General features: G+C 60.4%; 17 protein-coding genes and 1 pseudogene. 12 read left to right on the top strand and 6 right to left on the bottom strand.

What is annotated here, in order from left to right; genetic code table 11:
• Nucleotides 1-31: 31 nt before the first annotated feature.
• Nucleotides 32-925: a recombinase family protein gene (locus PGB28_RS20705; protein ID WP_243614108.1), complete on the top strand. Its 894-nt coding sequence runs from the start codon at nt 32-34 to the stop codon at nt 923-925.
• Nucleotides 926-986: 61 nt separating this feature from the next.
• Here the strand turns inward: PGB28_RS20705 and PGB28_RS20700 are convergent, their stop codons facing one another.
• Complete coding sequence (locus PGB28_RS20700; protein ID WP_110281057.1) at nt 987-1,382, bottom strand: PIN domain-containing protein; 396 nt, start codon at nt 1,380-1,382, stop codon at nt 987-989.
• A complete protein-coding gene (locus tag PGB28_RS20695) occupies nt 1,372-1,599 on the bottom strand; it encodes an AbrB/MazE/SpoVT family DNA-binding domain-containing protein (protein ID WP_055296342.1) in 228 nt (75 codons plus the stop codon). The genes PGB28_RS20700 and PGB28_RS20695 overlap by 11 nt, the downstream gene beginning before the upstream one ends.
• 236 nt (nt 1,600-1,835) lie before the next feature.
• Here PGB28_RS20695 and repA point away from each other — a divergent pair, with 236 nt between their 5' ends.
• The 3 genes from repA (at nt 1,836) to repC (ending at nt 5,434) form a co-directional block, all read left to right on the top strand.
• A complete protein-coding gene (gene repA, locus PGB28_RS20690) occupies nt 1,836-3,023 on the top strand; it encodes a plasmid partitioning protein RepA (RefSeq protein WP_055296343.1) in 1,188 nt (395 codons plus the stop codon).
• Nucleotides 3,020-4,036 (top strand): plasmid partitioning protein RepB, encoded by a 1,017-nt coding sequence (repB, locus tag PGB28_RS20685; protein ID WP_271423411.1) that lies wholly within the window; start codon nt 3,020-3,022, stop codon nt 4,034-4,036. Before repA ends, repB begins: the two co-directional genes overlap by 4 nt.
• A 177-nt stretch (nt 4,037-4,213) precedes the next feature.
• Nucleotides 4,214-5,434 (top strand): plasmid replication protein RepC, encoded by a 1,221-nt coding sequence (gene repC, locus PGB28_RS20680; protein WP_271423410.1) that lies wholly within the window; start codon nt 4,214-4,216, stop codon nt 5,432-5,434.
• Nucleotides 5,435-5,569: 135 nt separating this feature from the next.
• Here the strand turns inward: repC and PGB28_RS20675 are convergent, their stop codons facing one another.
• On the bottom strand, nt 5,570-6,772 hold the full coding sequence (locus tag PGB28_RS20675) for a Fic family protein (RefSeq protein ID WP_271423409.1): 1,203 nt from the start codon (nt 6,770-6,772) through the stop codon (nt 5,570-5,572).
• Nucleotides 6,773-6,976: 204 nt separating this feature from the next.
• Between PGB28_RS20675 and PGB28_RS20670 the strand changes: the two are divergent.
• Nucleotides 6,977-7,412, top strand: a pseudogene (locus PGB28_RS20670) (IS6 family transposase); the annotation flags it as partial.
• On the opposite strand, the gene PGB28_RS20665 reads toward PGB28_RS20670, so the two are convergent.
• Nucleotides 7,413-7,544, bottom strand: coding sequence for a hypothetical protein (locus PGB28_RS20665; RefSeq protein WP_271423414.1), 132 nt, complete (start codon nt 7,542-7,544; stop codon nt 7,413-7,415).
• 158 nt (nt 7,545-7,702) lie between these two features.
• Between PGB28_RS20665 and PGB28_RS20660 the strand changes: the two genes are divergently transcribed.
• The 7 genes from PGB28_RS20660 to PGB28_RS20630 all read left to right on the top strand — a co-directional run bounded on the left by PGB28_RS20660 (nt 7,703) and on the right by PGB28_RS20630 (nt 12,246).
• Entirely contained in the window at nt 7,703-8,500 is a 798-nt protein-coding gene (locus PGB28_RS20660) for a sterol desaturase family protein (RefSeq protein ID WP_271423408.1), read from the top strand.
• A gap of 72 nt (nt 8,501-8,572) precedes the next feature.
• Nucleotides 8,573-8,944: a hypothetical protein gene (locus tag PGB28_RS20655; RefSeq protein WP_080457290.1), complete on the top strand. Its 372-nt coding sequence runs from the start codon at nt 8,573-8,575 to the stop codon at nt 8,942-8,944.
• Nucleotides 8,945-9,000: 56 nt separating this feature from the next.
• A complete protein-coding gene (locus tag PGB28_RS20650) occupies nt 9,001-9,195 on the top strand; it encodes a hypothetical protein (protein WP_080457291.1) in 195 nt (64 codons plus the stop codon).
• On the top strand, nt 9,192-9,497 hold the full coding sequence (locus PGB28_RS20645) for a DUF6166 domain-containing protein (protein WP_271423407.1): 306 nt from the start codon (nt 9,192-9,194) through the stop codon (nt 9,495-9,497). Before PGB28_RS20650 ends, PGB28_RS20645 begins: the two co-directional genes overlap by 4 nt.
• Nucleotides 9,494-10,663: a Zn-dependent alcohol dehydrogenase gene (locus PGB28_RS20640; protein WP_271423406.1), complete on the top strand. Its 1,170-nt coding sequence runs from the start codon at nt 9,494-9,496 to the stop codon at nt 10,661-10,663. Before PGB28_RS20645 ends, PGB28_RS20640 begins: the two co-directional genes overlap by 4 nt.
• On the top strand, nt 10,660-11,442 hold the full coding sequence (locus tag PGB28_RS20635; RefSeq protein ID WP_271423405.1) for an alpha/beta fold hydrolase: 783 nt from the start codon (nt 10,660-10,662) through the stop codon (nt 11,440-11,442). Before PGB28_RS20640 ends, PGB28_RS20635 begins: the two co-directional genes overlap by 4 nt.
• Before the next feature lie 135 nt (nt 11,443-11,577).
• A complete protein-coding gene (locus tag PGB28_RS20630) occupies nt 11,578-12,246 on the top strand; it encodes a GntR family transcriptional regulator (protein ID WP_271423404.1) in 669 nt (222 codons plus the stop codon).
• Here PGB28_RS20630 and PGB28_RS20625 read toward each other — a convergent pair.
• Entirely contained in the window at nt 12,227-13,369 is a 1,143-nt protein-coding gene (locus PGB28_RS20625; protein WP_271423403.1) for an NAD(P)/FAD-dependent oxidoreductase, read from the bottom strand. The genes PGB28_RS20630 and PGB28_RS20625 overlap by 20 nt on opposite strands.
• Nucleotides 13,359-14,675, bottom strand: coding sequence for a TRAP transporter large permease (locus PGB28_RS20620; protein ID WP_080457296.1), 1,317 nt, complete (start codon nt 14,673-14,675; stop codon nt 13,359-13,361). Before PGB28_RS20620 ends, PGB28_RS20625 begins: the two co-directional genes overlap by 11 nt.
• Nucleotides 14,676-14,678: the final 3 nt, after the last annotated feature.

Raw genomic sequence — 14,678 nt, 5'->3', positions numbered from 1 at the left:
TAATACATAAAATTGCAAACGGCCCGATTTTATGCCCCTGATAGGCTACGCCCGTGTTTCCACAGAGGATCAGACCCCCCTGCCCCAGTCTGAGGCCCTGCAAACTGCGGGTTGCGTCGAGATCTTTGAAGAGCACGCCTCGGGCGGCAATCGCGCGCGACCGGTGCTGGCACGCGTGCTCGAACGCGTCCAGAGCGGCGATACGCTGGTCGTTGTGCGGATCGACCGGCTTGCGCGGTCTCTGTCGCACTTGCTGGAGGTGATCGAACGTCTGGAGGCCAAGGGAGCTTTCTTCCGCTCCCTGCAGGACCCCATCGACACCGCTTCCCCACAGGGCAAGTTCACATTGCAGGTTCTAGGCGCCGCGGCCGAGTTCGAGCGGGCGCTGATCCGCGAACGTACCAAGGCGGGGCTGGCAAGTGCCCGTACTAAGGGCCGGGTCGGCGGGAACCCGGGCCTACGCGCCCGCGATCCAGCGGCGCTACGCAAAGTGCGGCGCGCGCGGCAAGACGGCTACATGGAGCGGCTGAACGAGACGGCTCAGGACTGGGTGCCACATGTCCGACGACTTCGACCCGATATGGCCTGGGAAGATGTGCTTCGGATCATCAATGGCCCCCTGCCCTACGACCGCCACTGGACGCAAAGCCGCCTTCTGCGCGCAGTGAAAGCCTATGTGCGCGACGGGTTTCTGCCCAATGAAGTGCTTGGTCGCGCTGGACGACGCGAAACCGACGACCGCCTGCCCGCGATTGTCGCTGGCATCAAGGGCGCGGACCCTGACATCACGCTCCAGGCGATCTGTGACCGACTGGAATCCATGCGCGAACGCACCCCGCGCGGACGCGCCAGCTGGCAGCCGTCGTCCGTGAGGATGCTGCTGGAACGCGCGGAGAAGTTGGGCTTGCTGAAGTGCGAGCAATAAACACAACCTTGCAAATCTTCCAACTCATGGAACAATTGCAAGGTTGCAGCCCGTTTTCTGGTCAGGTGAATGGATTCACGACGCGTAACTGATCTTCAACCAGCAATCCGTCGTGCATATCTTCGCTCCACAAAGTCGTGCATCCAGCAATAAGGGCGGCCGACACAATCATCGCGTCATAGACCGAAAGCTGGTATTTTTCTGCCAAAGCTCGGCCCACCAAATGGGTTTGCACAGACAGGTCTTCGACTTCACACAAGGATTGGACCCCTGCGAGAAAAGCGCCGGTCTCCTCCCAACTGAGACCGGCTTTCCTCCGGCAATTGACCATCGCTTCGTTCAGGACCTGCACACTGATCCGCGGCCCTTGCCCCAGGATGTCTTCCGCCCGATCCGCCTTTGGGCCGTCGTCAAGAAGGTAAAGGACGACATTTGTATCCGCGAATTCAGCGCTCATGCGCAGCGTCGCGGCTCAGGCGTGCGTCCTTGGATAGCTTTCCGCGAAACCGCCTTAGCCCTTGCAGGACTTCATCGGCGCGAGGTTGGCGCTGGACGAGCAAGGTACCGTCGTCCTTTATCAGATCGATTTGGTCACCCTCTTTGAGGCCGAGTTCGCGCACAAGATCGGCAGGCAGCCGGACCGCGAGCGAATTCCCCCATTTTGCAACTTGCATGGTGTCGTTCCTCCAAGTGGATATACGAGCCTGTATGTATATCATCTTGCCGCAATTGCCAAGATCAGCATGCGACGACGACGGCGAACGGGCTTGTGTTTCGACGGTGAGCTCACACAAGATGTGGAAAAAACTTGCGCGAATCCGACTCTTACGGCAATAGTCACGGAAACGAGGCAAAAAACGTCAATAACCGTGAACACGCCGAAGATGCGTAGCGCGGATCGAGAGGGCAGATGAACAAGACTTTCGTGCATCAGGACCTGAACGCGGTCATCCGCCAGCATTCCGAGTGGCTGGCCAACCAGTTGCATTCGCAACGCGAGAGCCTGTTTCCCCCTGACGCCACAAAGGAAATGCGCAAATTCACCTCCGGCGAGGCGGCAGCGCTTCTTGGTGTGAACGACTCATACCTGCGCAAAATCAACCTTGATGGCAAGGGCCCTTCGCCTGAACTGACGGCCGGCAATCGTCGCCTGTATTCCGCGCAGGACATTCAGGCCCTGCGTATCCTGCTGGAAAAGACCGCGCGCAAGCCTGGAGACTATATCCCCGGACGGCGTGATGGCGATCACCTGCAAGTCATCGGTGTGATGAACTTCAAGGGAGGTTCGGGCAAAACGACGACTTCGGCACACCTTGCACAACGGCTGGCCTTGCGCGGTTATCGCGTCCTGGGCATTGATCTTGATCCGCAGGCCTCATTCACGGCGTTACATGGCGTACAGCCCGAATTCGATCTGACAGATGGCGGCACGCTCTATGACGCGATCCGCTATGACGACCCAGAGCCGATCCGCGCTGTCATCCGCAAGACCTATATCCCGAACCTCGACCTGATCCCGGGCAATCTGGAACTGATGGAGTTCGAACACGAAACGCCGCGTGCTCTTTCACAAGGCAACGCAGGCCTGTTCTTTTTCCGCGTGAAAGAGGCGTTGGCGCAGGTTGACGGCGATTACGATGTTGTGGTCATCGACTGCCCGCCGCAACTGGGCTTTCTCACCATGTCCGCACTTTCGGCCGCCACCGGCGTACTGGTCACAATTCATCCGGAAATGCTCGACGTGATGTCGATGTCGCAATTTCTGCGCATGACGGCTGATCTAATGGACGTGATCGCCGAAAGCGGTGCGGACATGTCCCACGACTGGATGCGCTATGCGCTGACACGCTATGAACCTCAGGATGCACCACAAAACCGGATCGTCGCCTTTCTGCGCACCATGTATGGCGATGCGGTGCTCAACTCGCCAATGCTCAAATCCACGGCGATCTCCGATGCAGGTCTGACAAAGCAAACCCTATACGAAGTCGAGCGGAGCGCCTTTACCCGCACGACCTACGATCGCGCCCTTGAAAGCCTGAACGCGCTGAACGATGAAGTCGCTGATCTTATTCAGAAAACGTGGGGGCGGTCATGACGAGTGGCAAGAAAAAACGGATGTCGATGCTCGACAATCTCGCGGCAGCCGGTGGCCCGGCCCCTACCCCTCAGGCTGGTGCCGCGACCCCTATGATGACGTCCAACCGCGCCCTGCGCTCGGCCCGTGATGCGGTCGATTCACATCATGTCTGGGAACTCGACCCGGCCAGTATCGTCGACGACCGAATGGCCGACCGGCTTGATCCAGCCGATGTACATGATCTGCGCGCCGCAATCGAGGCGAATGGTCAGACCGTACCAATTCTTGTGCGCCGGCACCCGTCAGAGGCGGACCGCTATCTGCTCGTCTATGGTCGCCGGCGGCTCGAGGCGATCCGCCAGTCAGACAAGGTCGCCAAGGTGCGCGCACTGGTTGCCAATCTGGATGATGACAGTGCCCTGCGTGCGCAGATTTCCGAAAACATGGCGCGCCGCGATTTGTCCTTCATTGAAAAGGCGATATTTGCGCAAGAACTCGTATCGTCGGGCTTTGGAAATCAATCACAGGTTGCAGAAGTTCTGACCGTGACCAAATCTTCGGTGTCCATGGCCATCGCCATCGCCGACATGGTCGGTACAGACCTCATCCGCGCCATCGGTGCTGCACACGGTATCGGCCGACCCCGGTGGGAGGCCATGGGCCGTGCCATCGCGGACAACGACCTGGATCGGGGCAGCCTGATCCGCCTTGCTGAGGAAACCCATGGCAAGGCCGATGTGGCCATGGTGATTGATGCCGTACCTGCGACCGACGACCCCTCTGTGCAGGCGTTCGAGGCCGTGTCGAAGGTTGTCACAAGGATGGTCAAACCGGCCAAGGCCCCCTCCCCTTCTGCTGCATCCAGTCAGCCGCTCAGGATTGGGGGCAAACGTGGCGGCACGCTCAAACGCACCGCCAAAGGGATCTCGATCGAGTTGCAGAATAGTAAGTTTGCCGACTGGGTAGAGTCTGAAGCTGATGATTTGATTGAAGAACTTCATGAACGCTGGAAGCAGCGTTCAGAAGACTGAGGAAGAGCAGAAACCAAAAACAGGAGGCACGAAAAAGCCAAAGAAAAGGTCCCGCAAAGCGACCGCCCTACGAGACCCAGACTTGTTCTTAGCACTTTCAAGTTAGTCTCGGACGCCGTTTTTCGCAAGTCTTAAGTGATTCGCGGACCGTGATTTCTTTGTCTTCGTGAATGTAAAATGGACTACACCCCCGTAACGCCTTTCAGGCGACCCATAAATGCTGCCATTCTGCACTATCAGGCAGCGGCGCAACAGAACCTCCCGCCTTCCGGAGTCAACAAATGGGAAGCACTTCGCGAACTCGCCGCTGCCCGTATGGCCTTCGGCTTGTCCGACCGTGATTTGAGCGTGCTTCAGGCATTGGTCAGTTTCCATCAGGCCACGATCGTTGGCGGGAACCATAGTGAAACTGTCGTGCATCCGTCCAACAAGGCTATTTGTGAGCGCCTGAACGGCATGCCCTGCTCGACCATGCGGCGGCATCTGGCGAACCTGGTGCAAACCGGTTTCGTCGTGCGTCGCGACAGTCCCAATGGCAAGCGTTACACGCGCCGATATGGCGACGAAAAGATCGCTTTCGGCTTCGATCTGGCCCCCCTCGCCCAACGCTTCGTCGAAGTGTGCGAAGCCGCAGAGGCTGTCCGAGCTGCGGAGGAGCGCTACAAGCGGCTTAGAACCACTGTAAGCCTCATGCGCCGTGATCTAGCGGGTCTCGTCGACTACGGCCGCTCTCTGCGCCCTGACCGCGCCATCTGGGACCAGGCATCCGACCTATGCGTCCTGATGGCGCGTGACCTTCGCCGCAAGCTTGACTTTGCAGAGTTGCAGCAGATGGAATCTGCGCTGTCTGAAGCCCTCAACACCATTAGGGATGTGTTGGAACCAGTGGAATCACAAGACATGAGCACCAATGAAGTCACAAATGAGCAGCACCATCAGAATTCAAATAAAGACTCTTATGTTTTTGAACCACGCTTAGAAAAAGCGAAGGGCGAGGGCAGCGCCTCCGATCCGGCGACAGCACTGGTTGCAGAGGGTAGTACTGATGAGCCTGTCTCGGTCGATAACAATCTACCTAGAATACCCCTCGGTCTCGTTTTGACCGCTTGCTCTGAATACCGAACTTACGCTGAACGACCTGTGCGCCACTGGCATGATCTAGTAAGGGTTGCCGATGTAATAAGACCTATGATGGGCGTCTCTCCTTCAGCGTGGGATGAGGCCAAACAGTACATGGGCCCGGAAGAGGCATCGGTGGTCATCTTGGCAATGTTGGAACGCTTCGGCGACATCCGGTCACCTGGTGGGTATTTGCGGTCACTGTCTGCAAAGGCTGCGCTCGGTGAATTCTCCTGTGGTCCCATGATCATGGCCCTTATGAGAAAGGACGCTGCATGAAAAGTTCACAGCTGTGAACTGCGTCTTGTTTTGTCGCGCAGAAGACAGGTTCACAGCTGTGAACTCATTGCTTAGGGGATCCGTCCACTTTCTCCCTGGGCGCGCTTTCCTGCGCAGAGCGCGGACTAACGAAAATTACACAGTCAGGTCACCATCTCCAAAGAGGTTTGGAAAGAGCCGCTCTCGATAATCCAACGGAAACGCCAAACGAACGGGTGTCTTCGGCGAGACGGAAGTCAGGTATCCGGCGGCGGACAGTTTGCTCAGCGTGTTGCGAGCCGTACGCTCGGACGTCTTGAGCACAATCTGTGCGTCGCCTCGTTCCAGTGCGCCAAGCCGAAGAACCGCCGAGATTAGTTCCGGCGCTCGCTTGTCGTCGATGGTATCTGCAACAAGACGTCGGTACCGCTGGTCTAATCCGCCGAGATCGAACAGCTTCGCAGAGAACGTGATCTGGTCGAGCGTCACTTTTAGGAACCATTCGCTGAACGTCTTTAATGCTGCCTCGGAAAGGTTGCCACGCCCGTCGCGGTCTCCACGGCGTGGGCTGTCAGCCAGATCCATCATCCGTTTGTACTCACCCCGATCGGTTAGCCCGCGAGCCAGCCCACGCGAAACGGACCAGAGCCCCTGGCCACCGATCCCTGCTGTGAGGGCCATGGCATGAGACATCAATCTGCTGACACGACCGTTGCCATCCGGGAAGGGGTGGATGTAGTTCAGCCGGTGATGTGCAGACGCGATCGCGATGATCCGTCCGCTCGAAGACCGCGCCGCGATTTGAAACCGTTTGTCAAAGTGATCCATGAACGCCGCGACGCGCGACGATGATGGAGGTAGGTGGCGCCCGACCGCAACTTCTCGATCGTCGTCCTGGCGCATGCGTCCCGGAACGATGGGCTCTTGTGTGCCGTCGGGATGTTCGATGACCCGAAACTCGTCAGGCATCTCGTCGTAGAAGCTCTTATGGACCCAAGTGAGGAATTCGACGGATGTGGGGCGGGGCAGGGTGCCTATGCGATGCATCTCATCGATGGCCCGTTGAACGATGACGTGCGCCCGGGCCTCAAGGGCGAGAGGGCGGGTTTCTTCCCCAAGCTCGGCGCCAGCCAGCGCCCTTTCGATGTCGCGGGGGCGTGTGTTGTGTCCTTCGATCAGGTTGGAGTAGTAGCAGTTCATCACGCGGACGAGATCGGCAAGCTCGGCTGCGCTGTCAGGATGCAGCCCTTGTCCCAGCCCGGCGGCTTCCCTCTGGATGTCGACCGAAAGGTCTGCCAATTCTGTAGGAATATGCTCCTCGAAGAAGCAGGGTTCGATTCTGGCGGGTGTTTCCAGCATTTTTGCCGATCTTCTATGTTTGCAAAGTAATTGAAAAATATACGCATTTCGTATTGGCGCGCAAGGTTTTGCCGATATGCGTTGCCGATCTTCGGTGCCGATGTAGAATTGCTGCATGAAATCAATGGCTTCGGCTGATATGCTGGGCCTTTCGGTTTTGTTGTGTGCCCAAAGGGGCCGGGGAAAGTGAAAGTGGACTTCGGTGGCCGGTGGACCTACCTCTACCGGGCCGTGGACCGGGATGGCCAAACCCTTGATTTCATGCTCTCCGAGCGCCGCAACCTGGCCGCTGCCCGGCGGTTCTTCAAGCAAGCAATCGGCGCGAACGGCGTGCCCGATCGGGTGGTCTAACGACAAAAGCGGCGCCAATCTCGCCGGTCTGCAGGCCGTGAACGTGATCCTGAAATTTTCCGGCAGCGGTCGCGCCGTCGAAATCCGGCAGGTCAAATACCTCAACAACATCCTTGAGCAGGACCACCGTTTCATAAAGCGGATCACCGGCCCGATGATGGGCTTCAAGGCGTTTCATTCCGCCGCCGCCACCATCGCCGGGACCGAAACCGCGCACATGATACGTAAGGGTCAGTTCGGCGCCGATGGCCTTACCGCATTTCAGCAATTTGCGGTATTCGCGGCATAATTATGCCCACAGCTCAGCCACCTTCGACCCGAGCAGAAGTTTGCGAAACACAACCGATCCATCTGCAGCAGCGCCGTGCAAATGAAAAACCCTCTTGGCCAAATCGACCCCTATCAGTGTAACATCGTCCATGGACACCCTCCTCGTTGCTTGGTGATACGTCACCATTCTGGCACAATGCGATGCCGTTGAGTGGGGGTATCCACACCATCACGGTCCGATTACTGTCCTTGACATAAACATATTTCTAATATATCAGACATCGAGAAATGGTATATCGGAGGCTGACCATGGAACTTCAAGACACCAACATGACCGAACGCCAGCGCCAGTACCGGGCCAACTACCGGCAGCGAGTGGCGGGCTGGTACAATGGTTTCCTGCATATCGTGATCATCTACACGATCGGGCTGACCGCGCTTTATATCTATACCGCAAACCTCAGCCAGGTGACGCCGCTGGAATGGCTGACGGTGCCGCTGGTCTTCCTGTTCTGCAACTTCTTCGAGTGGTGGCTGCACCGCTACGTATTGCACCGGCCTTCGAAGAACCCTGTCGCCCGCGCAGTCTACAACCGGCACACACTGCAGCATCACCAGTTTTTCACCGAGGTGGAGATGCGCTTCGCGGGTCAGAAAGATTACCGCGTGACGTTTTTCCCGCCTTATGCGCTGGCGGCTTTCACTCTGATGTCGATCCCAGGTGCGATCGTGATGGGTTGGCTGTTTACGCCCAATGTGGGCTGGCTGTTCATCGCCACCACAACCTCGATCTACATGATCTACGAGTTCATGCATTTCTGTTGCCACGTCGAGGATAACTGGTTCGTGCGCAACATGCCCTTCATCAACACCAGTCGCCGTCACCACACAGCGCATCACGACCAGTCGCTGATGATGGAGCGCAACATGAATCTCACGTTCCCGATCATGGACTGGCTGTTCGGAACGTCGGACTTGAATCGCGGCCTGATCGGACACCTGTTCAACGGCTATGACACCAAGCACGTCCGCAAGGATATGCGCAAGGTGTCCCGCACACCGGTCCGCGGCACGGACGAGACGACGAACGCGACTCCCGCCGAGTAAGTGACTTCTGCCCGGCCCCGCATGACAGGGCCGGGCACTATCAAGACATCCCGGAAAAGACGGAGCCACCTCATGGCCAATATCGAGCCGAATATTACCGCTGCCTTCATCTTTGCGCTGTTCGCCTGTGTGGCCAGCCTGGCCGCCATCGTGTTGACCGGCGTCTTCCCGCTGTCGACGCGGCCCGAACTGAAGCGGCCGTTGGGATTTGCCCTGGTGGTGGCGAACTGCGTCCTTCTGGGCGCGGTGCTGTACATGAGCTTTGGCTTCGGCCTGGCCGAGCTGCGTTGGACCAGCGTGGTCATCATCACTGGGTTCGCCCTGCTGTTCATGCCGGGCCTGTTCAACGTGTGGCCGAGCCGTTGGCGCGACGGGACCGTGGGCCTGACGGTGGTCATGGCCGGCCTCGGCGTCTCGGTATGGGCGCTGGCAGGTATGGCCTGAGCCAAGATCGCGGGTCCGATTGACCCGGCAAACACTATCAGAAGGAGGAGGCTGAGATGCCCGTCATTATCAAAATCGCGCTGTCCACGCTGGTGGCGCTCGCGGCCATCGGGGGATGGTTTTACATGGGACACCTGGGACAGACCGGACCGCAATGGGCCATTGCCTTTCTTGGACCGTTCAGCGTCGGGTCGCTGTGGATCTTCCCCGAAGTGATGCGGTCCAAGGCCGATGCGCGGAGGACATCATGAAGACGTATCTTGGAGACAGGACGATCGACGGCGTTATCGTGACCGTCGATGAAAAGGATCTGCCGGACTATGCCGATATCTGCAAGTTCACCAACGCGGGCTTCGAATGGAGCTTCGAGGGGGTGGCGGCGACGCAGCTAGCCTTTGCGCTGATCTATGACGTGACCGGCGATGCGGGCCTTGCCAAGCGCCTGGCCGAGCCGTTCATGCGCGAGGTCACCGCGAATTTCGGCAACGACTGGGAAATGACCGAGGCGGATGTACGCGCTGCCGTGGCCCAGGTTCAGCCGGAGCAGGCATGATGGCCCCACTGGACGACTCGAAGACGGTGCACGCGGCGGATGACCCCGGGATACCGAAGACCTTCCGGGCCGCCGTGCTGCGCTCTCCGGGCGAGGCGATGACGATCGAGGATGTCGAACCCGGCGCGCTTAGGACGCGCGATGTGATGGTCAAGATCCGCGCCGCGGGGCTTTGTCATACGGACTTGGAAGTGATCGACGGCTCGCTGCGGCTGGGAATGCCCGCCGTGCTGGGCCACGAGGCAGCCGGTGTGGTCACGGCCTGCGGCACTGAAGCGAAGGGCGTCGCGGTGGGAGATCATGTTGTCCTGTCGTGGAACCCCAAGTGCGGTGACTGTTTCTACTGCGACCAGAGCCTGCCGATCCTTTGCGAGACCTTCCTGGCCAACGGCCCTGCGGGGTTCGCCTTTGACGGGCAACCGAGGGCGCGGCTGGCTGGTGGACAGGACCTGCACCAGCTGATGTATCTCGGGACTTTTGGGGAATATTGCGTGGTCGAGGACCAGCAGGCGATTCCGATACCCAAGGAAATGCCATTCGACCGGGCCGCGTTGATCGGGTGCGGGGTGATGACCGGCGTCGGTGCTGCGCTGAATGTGGCGGATATCCGCCCTGGAAGCACCGCGATGGTGATAGGCTGTGGCGCGGTGGGCCTTGCGGCTGTGCAGGGCGCGGTGATTGGCGGGGCGCAGAACGTCATTGCCGTCGACTTGAACGAGGCGAGGCTGGATGCGGCCTGCGGGATGGGGGCGACGCACCGGATCAACCCGAAGACGGATAGCGTGGAAGAACTCGTCCGGTCCCTGACAGACGGCCGGGGCGCGGACGTCGTGTTGGAAAGCGCCGGAAACGAGCCGGCCTTTCGCCTGAGCGTCGAAGCGGTGCGCCCGGGCGGCGAGGTGATCTGGCTGGGCAAGGTGGATGTCGAGAAGGATGTCGGTTTCCGCTGGGGCTCGCTTATGCAGGAGAAGCGTATCCGCCGGTCGAGCTATGGTGACACGCGGCCCCGGAGGGATTTCCCGATGCTATGCCGGAAATACCTGGAAGGTAAACTGGACCTCGACGGGCTGATCACCGACCGGATCACCCTTGACGAGATCAATGCCGGTTTCGAGAAGCTGCGCCGGGGCCAGAGCATCCGCAGCGTGATCGAATTCGGACCATGAGCGGCATTCGAAAGGTGTGGGTCGAGACGCCGCAGGGTCCGATCGAGGCGGCTGTCGCGGGACGCGTTGTCGCCGACCGGCCCACACTGGTACTGGTGCACGGGATACAGGGCACGCAGGCAGTGTGGGATGCCGTGATCCCGGTGCTTGCACAGGACTGGCACGTGATTGCGCCGAACCTGCGGGGCCGGGGCGGGTCTTTCGTGGTAAACAATGCCGAGCACTATCGCATGACGGACTTCGCAGACGACTTGGCCGAAGTGATGGACGGTATCGCGGGCAACGTTGTGCTCGTTGGCTGGAGCATGGGCGGGCTCGTCGCGCTGGAACATTTGCAGAGGCGCGGGTCGGACCGGATGGCAGGGCTTGCGCTGCTCAGCACCAGCGCCTGCTTGCAGGCCGAGGGGCTTGAACCGGCGGTCTGGTTCCGCGGGAACACGCCCGATACGCTCGTCGAGGAGGCGCGGGTCCGGGCGCGCCGATTGAAGCTGACGGACACGGCGGCGGATATCGCGGTGGCCGGGGCGTGGTTGAGCGCTGCGCAGGTCGATTATCGCCCGGCTCTGGACAGCATCGACGTGCCGGTGCTGGTTTTGCACGGCACCGCCGACCCCGAGTGCCCGCCGGATCATGGCAACGCGCTTGCGGCTGGTCTGGCCACTTCGAGGCTGGAGTTATGGCAGGGGTGCGGGCATGTGCCGATGGCAGAGCAGCCCGGAGCCCTCGCCGAGACGCTGGCCGCCTTCGCCTCGGGATGCTGCGCCGCCGTGGCGTCGTGACCCGCCGACAACGCGCCCAAGTCTTGCAGCATGGGCCGAAGCACCGTAGATTTTGATATGGCAACAAAGTATCCACCTCGGACGGTCGCAGTTAAGGTCACAGACAGGCAAATTATGAACAATGACTCAGAGAACGTGTTAGATAATGCTTCTGCGCGCGCCCGAAGGATCGACAATGTGACGCTGACCGACCGGGCCTACGAGATGATCGAGATGCGGATTGTGGTGCTGGATCTGGAGCCGGGGCAGGTGCTGTCTGAATCGCAACTTGTCGAGGAACTGGGCATAGGCCGCACCCCTGTGCGCGAGGCGTTGCAGCGGCTGGCGGCCGAGGGTCTGGTTGTGGTGATGCCACGACGCGGGGTCATGGTGTCCGAGATCAACATAGCCAAGCAATTGCTGCTGCTGGAACTGCGGCGCGAAGTGGAACGGTTATGTGCCTGCAAGGCAGCGCAGCGAGCCACCGAGGCAGAGCGAGAGCATTTCACGGAACTGGCCGCCAAGCTGGCCGCCTCGGCGGACGCAATAGATTACGACGCGTTCATGCAACTTGACCTTGAGTTCAACCGGGCTGTCCTGGCCGCTTGCCGCAACGAGTTCATTGAACGGTCGATGCGTCGTATGCAGGGCCTGTCGCGACGGTTCTGGTTCCAGAATTACCGCGTGGCGCTCGACCTGGAATGCTGTGCAAACCTTCACGCCGATGTTGCGCGCAAGATCGCCGAGGGTGACCGGGCGGCAGCGGGCGAGGCATCGGATAAGCTGATGGACTATATCTACGAGTTCACCCGCGCGACCCTTTGAAGCGCTGCGCGCCGAGCAGCCGGCGGTATTTTCCCACAAAGAGGTCGCGGCCTTTTGTAAGGCGTGTCAGCGTGTCGCCGGGGCCGCGCATGGTGCCGGCCAAAGCCAATAGGCCCGGCAGGGGCAGGTGGGTGGCGCCGAGGCGTGGGCCGACAGGCACGAGCATAGGGGCTTCGCGCCAGGGCCGATAGGGCGTCTGGGTGTCGATCGGCTTGCCCTTGGCGGCCGCGCGGAGGGTTTTCGTCAGGTAAGGGGTTTGGCGGAGCGTGCCGACGATGGTCATTGCGTCGCCGGTGGCGGCCATGTCGCCGCCCGCGAGCAGCCCCGGCAGAGCGCCCGGTGCGGGTCGCAGCCATGCGTCTGTCACCACGCGCCCCGCGCCGTCGAGGCGCACTGAGGGCAGCGCGGAGAGAAGATCGGTGCAGGGAATCGCGCCGAGCGCGGGGAGCACGAGGTCTGCCGCGACGTCTTGCCCGTCCGAAAGACCCAGAGGGCCGTCCTGTGCATCCATGCCGGCAGCAATGCCGGGCGCGGTGCGATGCGTGATGACTTTGACCCCCAGCCTGTGCAGCCGGTTCATGAGTGCGCGGCCCAGCCGCTCCGGCAGGTCAGGCATCGGATTCGGGCCGGCGGCGATCAGGGTGATCTGCACGTCGGGCCGGGCCGTCGCGATTTCGCCCGCGAGTTCGGTGCCGACCGGACCCGCACCGACAATGGCGATATGTCGGGCCTGCGCGATGCGGTCCGAGAGTGTTCTGTGCGCGTCGAGGAAAACTTCAATGTCTTCCGCTGAGGATTTGAAGGGCAGGTTATAGGAGGAGCCAGTGGCGACAAGGGTGAAGTCGCTCGCTATCTCCGTGCCATCCTCAAGGGTTACGCCTTTGGAATGAAGGGCGGCGACACGGCCCCGAACAAACCGGCCTTCGCGCAGCAGGCCGTCATAGGGGATCGTCGCGGCCGTCAGCAGGTCGGGTTCGACCAATGCGCGGATCATGGCGGGAGCGTGGAGGAAGGCCGGTTTCGGCTCGACCAGGGTGACGTCCATCACCTGGTCGAGCCGGCGGGCCACGTCGCAGCCGACATACCCGCCGCCGACGACAAGGAGCTTTTGTCTAGAAGCCAAGGACTTTCTCCGGCAGCCAGAGAACCATCTGCGGGAAGGCCATCACCAGCGCCAGCGTGAAGAGCTGAAGGATGATGAAGGGCACGACCCCCTTGAACATGTCGGGCATGGTGATCTCCGGCGGTGCGATGCCGCGCAGGTAGAAGATGGCCGGGGCCATCGGCGGCGATAGGTAGCTGGTTTGTATCACGATCAGGAAGAGGATGCAGAACCAAACCGGGTCGAAGCCGAGTTGCGTGACGATCGGAATGAAGACCGGCAGGAAGATCAGAAGGATCGAGATCCATTCCAGTGCGAAGCCAGCGATGAAGACGATGATCAAGAACACCGCCAGCGTGGCCCAGGGGCTGAGATCGGAGGCGGCGATCAGTTCGGTCGTGACACGGGTGCCGCCCGCACCGACGAAGACGCCCGAAAACATCGAGCCTGCCAGCAGGATCATGAGGATCATCGACGTGACCTTGACCGTGTTCAGCAAGGCAAGGCGCAGTGTCGTCCAGGTAAGCGTGCGGTAGACCGCCGCCAGGATCACGGCCCCGAAGGCGCCCATCGCCGCCGCCTCTGTCGGAGAGGCGAGACCCATCATGATCGAACCCAGCACCGCGAAGATCATCAGCGCCGCCGGCAGGAAGGCCGTCACCGTGATCCAGAGCCGCTCGCCCAGCGTTGGCAGATACTCGTCATCCGAGACGAGCGAGCCGTCCTGCGGGCGCAGGTAGCAGCGGCCTATGATGTAGATGACGTAAAGCGTTGCCATGGTCAGGCCGGGGATGATCATGCCGATGAAGAGATCGCCGACCGATACGTCCGCGATCGGCCCCATGATGATGACCACAACCGAGGGCGGGATTATGGTGCCCAGCGAGCCGCCGGCGCAGATCGTGCCCGAGATGAGTCCCTTGTTGTAGTTGTGTTTCATCATGACCGGGATAGCCAGAAGCCCCACCACGGTTTCTGTCGCGCCGATCACGCCTGTGGAAGCGGCGAAGATGACGCACATGAAGATCGTACCGACCCCCAGCCCGCCAGGCAGGCGGCGGGTCCAGATATGGACCGCGTCGAAGAGGCGTTCCGCGATGCCGGATTTTTCCAGCATGGTGCCCATGAAGACGAAGAGCGGCACGGCGGCGAGCACGAAGTTGCCCGCGACCTCGTCGATCTTGTCGATGAACTGGTAGATGACGGTGTCGCCGAAGGTGATGTAGCCGAAGATCGTGGCGACGCCCATCAGCGAGAAGGCGATCGGAAAGCCGGTCAGCAGGATCAGCAGCAAGACCGGGAACATCCAGAGTGCGAGATATTCCATGGC

Source organism: Primorskyibacter aestuariivivens, from assembly GCF_028023675.1.
Classification (GTDB): domain Bacteria; phylum Pseudomonadota; class Alphaproteobacteria; order Rhodobacterales; family Rhodobacteraceae; genus Marinovum; species Marinovum aestuariivivens.
This window is presented reverse-complemented; position numbering and strand designations above follow the sequence as displayed.